Origin of the sequence: Tahibacter caeni (genome assembly GCF_024609805.1) — a bacterium.
Taxonomy (GTDB): Bacteria; Pseudomonadota; Gammaproteobacteria; order Xanthomonadales; family Rhodanobacteraceae; genus Tahibacter; species Tahibacter caeni.
This window is the reverse complement of the sequence record NZ_JANFVR010000212.1, coordinates 1-8298: the sequence shown is the minus strand read 5'-3', so window position 1 is coordinate 8298 and position 8298 is coordinate 1. Positions and strand designations below refer to the sequence as shown.

Genomic DNA, 8298 nt, shown 5'->3' with positions numbered 1-8298 from the left:
GCGCTGCAGGCCGGCGACCGGCTGCCGCTCGCCGAGGCGGCGCGGCCGTGGCTGCGCCGCGCGCCGGACTGGTCGCTCGCGCCGTGGCCGTGGTTCGATGTATCGCCGACGCGCGTGCTGCGCCTGCTGCGCGGCAGTCATTTCGACGCGCTCGACGCGGCCTCGCGCACGGCCCTGCTGGGCGAGCCGTTCCTGATCGCGTCCGAATCCAACCGCGTCGGCGTGCGTCTGCTCGGTCCGGCGCTGCAACTGTCCGCACCGCTCGAACTCGTCTCGGCCGCGGTCACGCCGGGCACCGTGCAGTTGCCGCCGGGCGGCCAGCCCATCATGCTCGCCGCGGAACACCCGACCACCGGCGGCTATCCGCGCATCGCCCATCTGATCGCGACGGACCAGCCGCAGCTGGCCCAGCGCCGGCCCGGCGAAACGGTGCGGCTCGCGCTGGTCGAGCCCGACGAGGCCGAAGCGCTGCGCCGCCGTCAGGCGGCCGCGCTCGCACGGCTGCACGACTACGTGAAACAACGACGGCGGGAACTCGGATGCGACGCATAGACCTGAACTGCGACCTCGGCGAGTCCTACGGCGCCTGGCGCATGGGCGAGGACGACGCCGTGCTGGCCGAAGTCAGCTCGGCCAACATCGCCTGCGGCTTCCATGCGGGCGATCCGGAAACGATGCGGCGCACCGTGCGGCTGGCCGTCGCGCGCGGCGTCGCGATCGGGGCGCATCCGTCCCTGCCCGACCTGCAAGGCTTCGGCCGCCGCGAGATGAGCATCGGCACCGACGAAGCCTATGCGCTGACCGTGTACCAGATCGGCGCGCTCGCCGCGTTCGCGCATGCGGCCGGCGGCGCGCTGCATCACGTCAAGCCGCACGGCGCGCTGTACAACATGGCCGCACGCGATGCGTCGCTGGCCCAGGCCATCGCCGCGGCCGTCGCGGATGTGGACCGCGGCCTGATCCTCGTCGGCCTCGCCGGCAGCGCGCTGCCGCAAGCCGGCCGCGCGGCCGGTCTCGCGGTCGCCGCCGAAGCGTTCTGCGACCGCCGCTATCGCGCCGACGGCAGCCTGACGCCGCGCCGCGAGGCCGGCGCCGTCATCGACGAGGTCGAGGCCGCGGTCGCACAGGGACTCTCGATCGCGCTGCGCGGCGAAGCGACCGCCGGCGACGGCAGCCGCGTCGCCGTCGCGGCCGACACCCTGTGCATCCACGGCGACAAGCCCGACGCGGCCGCGTTCGCGCGGCGCCTGCGCGCGGCGCTGACCGAAGCCGGCATCACGATCGCCGCGCCGGCGCGCGGAGCAACTGCATGAACTACTGGCCGCTGCTCGGCGTCGCCGCCGTCGTCGCGGGTTTCGCCGCGCGCCTGAATCCCATGCTCGTCGTCGTCGCGGCCGGCTTCGTCAGCGGCTTCGCCGCCGGGCTGCCGCTGGCCGACCAGCTCGCGCTGCTCGGCAAGTCCTTCGTCGCCACGCGCGCGCCGCTGCTGATCGTGCTGACCCTGCCCGTCGTCGGCCTGCTCGAACACGCGGGCCTGCGCGAGCACGCGCAGCGCTGGATCGCCGGCCTCTACTACATGAGCCTGTCGCTGCTGCTGATCTGCTACATGGCGCTGCGCCAGATCCTGGGCGCGCTCGGGCTGACCTCGATCGGCGGCCACGCGCAGACCGTGCGTCCGCTGATCGCGCCGATGGCCGAAGCCGCCGCGCGCAAGACCGCGCCGGGCCTCGACGAGCTGCAGCGCGAACGCATCCGCGCGCTCGCCGCGGCGACCGACAACGTCGGCCTGTTCTTCGGCGAGGACATCTTCATCGCGTTCGGCGCGGTGCTGCTGATCCAGACCTTCTACACGGCCAACGGCATCCATCTGGAACCGCTGTCCATCGCGATCTGGGCGATACCGACGGCGATCGCCGCGTTCGTGATCCACGCGCTGCGCATCGTCGTGTTCCAGTACGGTCTCAAGCGCGACGCGGAGCCGCGCGCATGATCGCGCTGAGCTACGTCTGGTGGCTCGCCGCGCTCGTGCTCGGGGCGGCGGCCGTGTTCGACCTGCGCGCGCGGCGCTGGGCCAACGCGCTGTTCTGGGCGCTGATCGCGATCGTGTTCGCCGCGGGCGATGCGATCCTCGCCGCCGACAAGGCCGGCAACCGGCTGCCGACCCAGCTCGCCGGCGCGGCCGTCGTGCTGATGGCGCTGCTCGCGGGCTCGGGCCTGCTCAAGCGCGCAACCGTCGGCGACGGCGACGCCGAAGCGCGCACCGCCTCGGCGCAACGGCTCGGCCACAAGCTGTTCGGCCCCGCGCTGATGATTCCGCTGGTCACGACCGTGCTGTTCCTGCTCGCACCGTATCTCGTCGCCGGCGACTGGCGCCTGTTTCCGGCCGGCAACGCGACCGTGCCGGCGCTCGCGCTGGGCTGCTGCGCCGCCGTCGCGTTCGCGCTCTACGTCACGCGCAGCCGGCCCGCGCAGGCCCTGCGCGAATCGAGCCGGCTGCTCGACCAGCTCGGCTGGGCCGTCGTACTGCCGATGCTGCTCGCCGCGCTCGGCGGCGTGTTCGAGGCGACCGGCGTCGGCAACGCGGTCTCGGCGCTGATCGGCCAGTTCGTCGCGACCGACAGCCGCCTGGCCTGCACCGTCGCCTACGGCCTCGGCATGATCGTGTTCACCGTGATCATGGGCAACGCGTTCGCCGCGTTTCCGGTCATCACCGGCGGCATCGGCCTGCCTTTGCTGATCCGCCAGCACGGCGCCGATCCGGCCGTCGTCGGCGCGCTCGGCATGCTCACGGGCTATTGCGGCACCTTGCTGACGCCGATGGCCGCGAACTTCAACATCGTGCCGGCCGTGCTGCTCGAGCTGCGCGATCCCTACGGCGTCATCCGCGGCCAGGCACTGACCGCCGTGCTGCTCGCCGCGACCAATATCACGCTGATGTACTTCCTGGCCTTCCGATGAGCGACGCCCTGCCCCGCGTGCTGCTGACCGGTTTCGATCCGTTCGGCGGCGAGAGCCTGAACCCGTCCTGGGAAGCCGTGCGCCGCCTCGACGGCGAAGTCGTGCGCGGTCATCGTCTGGTCGCCGAACAATTGCCGACCTGCTTCGGCGATTCCCTGCGCCGCCTGCGCGCGGCGCTCGCGCGGATCAAGCCCGAACTCGTGGTCTGCGTCGGCCAGGCCGGCGGCCGTTCGCGCGTGTCGCTCGAACGCGTCGCAATCAACGTCGACGACGCGCGCATCGCCGACAACGCCGGCAGGCAGCCGGTCGACCGGCCCGTCGTGCGCGGCGCGCCGGCCGCGTATTTGTCCACCTTGCCGATCAAGGCCCAGCTCGCCGCGTTGCAGAAGGCCGGCCTGCCCGCGGAGATCTCGCAGACCGCCGGCACCTTCGTCTGCAACCACGTGTTCTACGGCCTCATGCACGCGCTGCGCGAACGGCCGCAGATCCGCGGCGGCTTCGTGCACATCCCGTTCCTGCCGGAACAGGCCGTCGCCCACCCGGGCGCGCCGAGCCTCGCGCTCGACACCATCGTCGCGAGCCTGCGCCTGATCGTCGACACCGCGCTGACGACGCGGCGCGACAAGCGCGTCAGCGCCGGCGCGACGCATTGAGGCCGCAAAAACCTTCCCCGGCGCGACACGCCTGGGCAGAGGGAATCGCGAGAACTTAATAGCTCAGGATCCGCAGGTCCTCGACGATCCAGAAACTGCCTTCCTTGACGAAGCCCGAGGCGACGAACACGTCGCCATAGTCGCGGTCGACTTCGGCAAACTCGGGGCACGGCCGGCCGGCGGTCTCGATGCAGCCGCCGCGTGCGACGTCGTTCCATTGCGGCGTCATGACGCCGGCGCCGGTCTGCGGATCGCGCGTCGGCAGCCAGCTCAGCTCGAGCAGCCGCCAGCTGACGTTGTCGACGGTCGCGCGGATGATGAACGCGTAGCGCTGGTCGGGACGGATCGGAAACGGCACGCAGCTGCCCGCGACGATCAGCGGGTCGCCCGCGTAGCCGAGGCTGAAATGCTCGATCGCCACGCCGCTGCAGGTGCCGCCGGTGCCGAAGCCGTCGGGCACGTGGCCGAACGTGATGCCGCGGCCGAGCGGACAGCCGTTCGCGAACTGCGGCAGATCGTTGATCGGGCACGGCACCATCGTCGCGCCGCCGCGCAGGCCGAACGCGAAATGCATGTCGGGATCGGCCGCGGCGCTGCCGGTCTGCAGCTGCAGGGTGACCTGCTGGATCTCGTCGTTGCGCACGGGCCCGTAGCTCCAGCGCGCCCAGTCCGGCGAACCGCCGTGGCCGACGTAGGAATACGGTCCGGCGGCACCGGCCGCGCCGGCCAGGCTCAGGGCCAGACAGGCCATCGTCGCAGCGACAGGCTTCATTGCCTTCTCCTCGCGCACCCCTGCGCGACGAGCATGCCAAAGCGCCGCGGGCGCGGGCAACCCGGCACCGGGACACGGCACCGCAAATGAACGCGGGAACTAATGGATTTGTGGCAAATGCCGACGCGTCAGCGCGCCGCGGCCTGCTGGGTCTCGGCGCCCTTGTCCGGCTTCGCGTCCTTGGCGTCCTTGGCGTCCTTCTTGGCCGTCGTGGCCGGTTCGCAGCGCCGGCTCGCGGGCGGGCTGACCGTCAGCACGAGCTCGCCGGTCGCCGCGTACGGCAACTTCACCTTGACCGCGTCGGTGGAGTAGTAGAAGCCGCCTTTCGAGGCGGCCTTGACCGAGCTGCGCCCGGTTTCGAAATGCGCGCCGATGTCCTTCTCGGTCGTCGCGACGAGGAAACGGTTGAGCCGGCCGACCTTGACGCAGCCGACCAGCGCGGTCGGCTGGAACGGCCGTATGTCGATGTTCAGCGGATCGACCTCGACGGTCTCGCGCACGCCGCCATCGTCGTCGAGCAGGTAGAACAGCGGCTTGAACACCGTGCGGCGCTTGCCGCCGTCGGTGTCCTGGGCAATGACGCGGACTTCGATCAGCGCTTCGTCGAGCGGCTTCACGAGTTCGACGCGGCGAAAATAGCTGCGGCCGCGCGGCAGTTCGGCCTCGGGCGCGCCGACGTCGACGGCCAGCCGCGTCGGCTGGTCCGGCAGTAACGTCACGGCGCCGGGTTTCGCGGTGACCACGCCGGGCTTGGGCGCCTCGGGCTTGCCCGTCAGCTTGTCGCGCAGCCACGTCAGCGGTCCGGCCGCCGCTGCCGCGGCCAGGCAGAGTCCGGCGGCGAGAACCGGGAAACGGAAAGATCGTGCGCGCATGGGAAAAAACGACAGCCGCACCCGGCGAAAGTTTCGCGGCCGCGCTCCTGCGGCCAAATCTGACCGGACGCGGCCGCGATGGGGCGCAGCCGCGTTCGTCGCGGGGCTCAATCGGCCAGCGGCTGCAGGTCCTTGTCGTAGGCCTTGATCTGCAGGTAGTCCGCGATGACCTTGATCAGATGGCGGTGCTCGGCGCTGGCGTCGCCGGCGTTACGCAGCACGACGCCGGTCAGCTGGCCTTCGTCCTTGAGCTCCTGCAGCGAGCCGAGCAGCATGTTCTTGCCGAGCGGGTTGCCCTGGAACAAGAACTGATCCTTCTGCACCGCCTTGACGTAGGCGTTGCCGTCCTTGACGTCCTTGGCCGCGTACGCAGCGAAGGCCAGGCCGAAGGTGGCGAACAGGGCCAGCAGAATGCGTTTCATCGTCGACTCCGGGGGATCGCGGCGCGACGGCCGCAGCTAGCGTGAATGAAAGGGAGGTTCGGCGTCACTTGGCCGTGCTTTCGGCGCGGACTTCGGTGATTTCCATGCCGGGCTTTTCCTGCAGGAAGGTGTGCACCTTGAGTTCGATGCCGATGCGCGCGAGGCCCTGGATGTGGCGCTCGGTCACCTTCTGCTTGCCGTCGCGCTTGAGGAAGACGCTCTGCACGGGCTTGTTCTGGTCGCGCAGGTAGCGCAGATGGCCCTTGACGTCCTCTTCCGACAGGGTCGCGCCGTCGAGGTCGAACTGGCCGTCCTTCTCCGGCAGCAGGGTCAGGTCGAAGCTGGCCGGAATGTTCGGCGCGGCCACCGTGTCGGGACGCGTCTTGCCGCCGCAGGCGCCGAGCAGCAGCGCGGCGATCAGGGCGAGCAGCGATCCGCGCAGGATCCGGTTCATGGCACGGTATTGCATCAGGCTGTCCTGGTTGGCGAAAACGGAAAGGCACGCAGCGTACAGCAAACGCGCAGCCGGCAATAGAAGCCAGCGCGGCACGGCGAGCGCGCGCTTTCGGCAAAGCGCGAGGGGCCGGTTCAGGTCCGCGGCAGGGTCACGCCGCGCTGGCCCTGGTACTTGCCGCCGCGGTCGGCGTAGCTGGTCTCGCATTCCTCGTCGGATTCGAGGAACAGCATCTGCGCGACGCCTTCGTTGGCGTAGATGCGCGCCGGCAGCGGCGTGGTGTTGGAGAACTCCAGGGTGACGTGGCCTTCCCATTCCGGCTCCAGCGGCGTCACGTTGACGATGATGCCGCAGCGCGCGTAGGTCGACTTGCCGAGGCAGACCGTCAGCACGCTGCGCGGAATGCGGAAATATTCCACCGTGCGCGCCAGTGCGAACGAGTTCGGCGGAATGATGCAGACCTCGCTCTTGACGTCGACGAAGCTCTTGGGGTCGAAGGCCTTGGGGTCGACGATCGTGGAGTTGATGTTCGTGAACACCTTGAACTCGTCGGCGCAGCGCACGTCGTAGCCGTAGCTCGAGGTGCCGTACGAGATCAGCTTGCCGCCGGACGCGTTCTGGCGCACCTGGCCCGGTTCGAACGGTTCGATCATGCCGTGGCTCTCGGCCATGCGGCGTATCCACTTGTCGGACTTGATGCTCATGGGTCGGGTCGGTTTCCGCAAAAACGAGGGGATGGGACGCGGCACCGCGCGCCGGCCGCCGCAGGGACGGCAGGCGGCGGCCCGCGCCGCGGTCAGGTGTTCTGGATCACGATCTTCGGGAACTGGATGGCCTTGTTGCGCGCCTGCAGCGACAGCTTCGCGGCGACGCGCCGCGCGATCTCGCGGTAGCGCAGCGCGATGTCCGACTGCGGCGCGGCGATCACGCTCGGCGTGCCCGCGTCGGCTTCGCTGCGGATGCGCATGTCCAGTGGCAGGGAGCCCAGCAGCGGCACGCCGTACTGCTGCGCCATGCGTTCGCCGCCGCCGTGGCCGAAGATCGGTTCCTCGTGCCCGCAGTTCGAGCAGACGTGCGTGGCCATGTTCTCGACGATGCCGAGCACCGGCACCTCGACCTTGCCGAACATCTTCAGCGCCTTCTTCGCGTCGATCAGCGCGATGTCCTGCGGCGTCGTGACGATGACCGCGGCGCTCATCGGGATGCGCTGGGCCAGGGTCAGCGCGATGTCGCCGGTGCCCGGCGGGAAATCGATGACAAGGTAGTCGAGCTCGTCCCAGAGCGTGTTCGTCGCGAGCTGCATCAGCGCCTGCGTGACCATCGGGCCGCGCCAGATCACCGGCGTGTCCTCCTCGATCATGTAGCCGATGCTCATGATCTGCAGGCCGTGGTTGCGCTTGGGACTGAAGTTCTGCCCGTCGGGGCTCTCGGGCTTGCCCGAGGTCGCCGTCAGCAGCGGCAGCGACGGGCCGTAGACGTCGGCATCGAGCACGCCGACGCGGGCGCCTTCGGCCGACAGCGCGAGCGCGAGGTTGACGGCCGTCGTGGACTTGCCCACGCCGCCCTTGCCCGAGGCGACCGCGACGATGTTGCGCACGCCCGGCAGCGGGCTCAGGTCCTTCTGCACCTGGTGCGCGTAGACGCGGAACGACACGGTCGCGACGGCGGCTTCCACCTCCGGCAGCGCCTCGAGCACGCGCTGGATTTCCGCGGCGAGCTCGCGCTGCCAGCCGGCGGCCGGATAGCTCAGCTGCACGTCGACCGACACGCGCGAACCGGAAATGCCGACCGCGCGCAGGGCGCCGCTGCTGACGATGTCGCTGCCCGTATGCGGGTCCTGGACGGCGGCCAGCGCCTGCCGCACCAGGGCCTCGGTAACCTGGGTCATAACTGCTCCTGGGAACTTTCGGCGCGGATTGTAGTGTCAAACCCCCCGCTGCGCAGAGCCGGGCCGTCGCGCCCGCCGCATTGCGATCCGCCGTCGGCGCCGGCATCCTGCGCGCCGCGCTTCTCGTCCCCGAAGGATTTCCCCATGCGTTCGAGCTTCCGAATTTCGCTTGCCTTCGCCCTGTGCGCCGCCGTCGCGGCCTGCTCGGGCGAGGCGCCGCCCGCCGCCAAGGACGCCGCCGCCGGCACGGCGAAAGACTCCGCCGACGCGCGCGAGGCC

At 70.4% G+C, this 8298-nt stretch carries 11 protein-coding genes; 5 read left to right on the top strand and 6 right to left on the bottom strand.

Annotation, left to right across the window (positions count from 1 at the left end; translation table 11 throughout):
- The 5 genes from NON22_RS16340 to pcp all read left to right on the top strand — a co-directional run.
- Positions 1 to 552, top strand: a 552-nt coding sequence (locus NON22_RS16340) for a 5-oxoprolinase subunit C family protein (RefSeq protein WP_484600508.1), incomplete at its 5' end; no start/stop codon positions are given.
- A complete protein-coding gene (locus NON22_RS16335) occupies positions 540 to 1313 on the top strand; it encodes a LamB/YcsF family protein (protein ID WP_257388010.1) in 774 nt (257 codons plus the stop codon). The genes NON22_RS16340 and NON22_RS16335, both read left to right, overlap by 13 nt.
- Positions 1310 to 1990: a DUF969 domain-containing protein gene (locus NON22_RS16330; RefSeq protein ID WP_257388009.1), complete on the top strand. Its 681-nt coding sequence runs from the start codon at positions 1310 to 1312 to the stop codon at positions 1988 to 1990. Before NON22_RS16335 ends, NON22_RS16330 begins: the two co-directional genes overlap by 4 nt.
- Positions 1987 to 2958, top strand: coding sequence for a DUF979 domain-containing protein (locus NON22_RS16325; RefSeq protein ID WP_257388008.1), 972 nt, complete (start codon positions 1987 to 1989; stop codon positions 2956 to 2958). Before NON22_RS16330 ends, NON22_RS16325 begins: the two co-directional genes overlap by 4 nt.
- Positions 2955 to 3611 carry a pyroglutamyl-peptidase I gene (gene pcp, locus NON22_RS16320; protein WP_257388007.1) on the top strand — a complete coding sequence of 219 codons (657 nt, stop codon included), beginning with the start codon at positions 2955 to 2957 and terminating at the stop codon, positions 3609 to 3611. The genes NON22_RS16325 and pcp overlap by 4 nt, the downstream gene beginning before the upstream one ends.
- 55 nt (positions 3612 to 3666) lie before the next feature.
- Here pcp and NON22_RS16315 read toward each other — a convergent pair whose 3' ends face one another.
- The 6 genes from NON22_RS16315 to apbC all read right to left on the bottom strand — a co-directional run bounded on the left by NON22_RS16315 (position 3667) and on the right by apbC (position 8019).
- A complete protein-coding gene (locus NON22_RS16315; RefSeq protein ID WP_257388006.1) occupies positions 3667 to 4383 on the bottom strand; it encodes a hypothetical protein in 717 nt (238 codons plus the stop codon).
- 128 nt (positions 4384 to 4511) lie between these two features.
- Positions 4512 to 5255: a hypothetical protein gene (locus tag NON22_RS16310; protein ID WP_257388005.1), complete on the bottom strand. Its 744-nt coding sequence runs from the start codon at positions 5253 to 5255 to the stop codon at positions 4512 to 4514.
- Between the two features lie 107 nt (positions 5256 to 5362).
- Positions 5363 to 5677 (bottom strand): hypothetical protein, encoded by a 315-nt coding sequence (locus NON22_RS16305; RefSeq protein WP_257388004.1) that lies wholly within the window; start codon positions 5675 to 5677, stop codon positions 5363 to 5365.
- Between the two features lie 64 nt (positions 5678 to 5741).
- Complete coding sequence (locus tag NON22_RS16300; protein WP_257388003.1) at positions 5742 to 6146, bottom strand: hypothetical protein; 405 nt, start codon at positions 6144 to 6146, stop codon at positions 5742 to 5744.
- A gap of 119 nt (positions 6147 to 6265) precedes the next feature.
- Positions 6266 to 6835: a dCTP deaminase gene (dcd, locus tag NON22_RS16295; RefSeq protein ID WP_257388002.1), complete on the bottom strand. Its 570-nt coding sequence runs from the start codon at positions 6833 to 6835 to the stop codon at positions 6266 to 6268.
- Positions 6836 to 6927: 92 nt separating this feature from the next.
- Entirely contained in the window at positions 6928 to 8019 is a 1092-nt protein-coding gene (apbC, locus tag NON22_RS16290; RefSeq protein WP_257388001.1) for an iron-sulfur cluster carrier protein ApbC, read from the bottom strand.
- Between the last annotated feature and the right edge of the window lie 279 nt (positions 8020 to 8298).

What these genes read in the sequence shown, in the direction of transcription:
- NON22_RS16335 (WP_257388010.1), top strand. Translation starts at nt 540, where the DNA reads ATGCGACGCATAGACCTGAACTGCGACCTCGGCGAGTCCTACGGCGCC.
- dcd (WP_257388002.1), bottom strand. Translation starts at nt 6,835, where the DNA reads ATGAGCATCAAGTCCGACAAGTGGATACGCCGCATGGCCGAGAGCCAC.
- NON22_RS16325 (WP_257388008.1), top strand. Translation starts at nt 1,987, where the DNA reads ATGATCGCGCTGAGCTACGTCTGGTGGCTCGCCGCGCTCGTGCTCGGG.
- NON22_RS16315 (WP_257388006.1), bottom strand. Translation starts at nt 4,383, where the DNA reads ATGAAGCCTGTCGCTGCGACGATGGCCTGTCTGGCCCTGAGCCTGGCC.
- NON22_RS16305 (WP_257388004.1), bottom strand. Translation starts at nt 5,677, where the DNA reads ATGAAACGCATTCTGCTGGCCCTGTTCGCCACCTTCGGCCTGGCCTTC.
- NON22_RS16330 (WP_257388009.1), top strand. Translation starts at nt 1,310, where the DNA reads ATGAACTACTGGCCGCTGCTCGGCGTCGCCGCCGTCGTCGCGGGTTTC.
- apbC (WP_257388001.1), bottom strand. Translation starts at nt 8,019, where the DNA reads ATGACCCAGGTTACCGAGGCCCTGGTGCGGCAGGCGCTGGCCGCCGTC.
- pcp (WP_257388007.1), top strand. Translation starts at nt 2,955, where the DNA reads ATGAGCGACGCCCTGCCCCGCGTGCTGCTGACCGGTTTCGATCCGTTC.
- NON22_RS16300 (WP_257388003.1), bottom strand. Translation starts at nt 6,146, where the DNA reads ATGCAATACCGTGCCATGAACCGGATCCTGCGCGGATCGCTGCTCGCC.
- NON22_RS16310 (WP_257388005.1), bottom strand. Translation starts at nt 5,255, where the DNA reads ATGCGCGCACGATCTTTCCGTTTCCCGGTTCTCGCCGCCGGACTCTGC.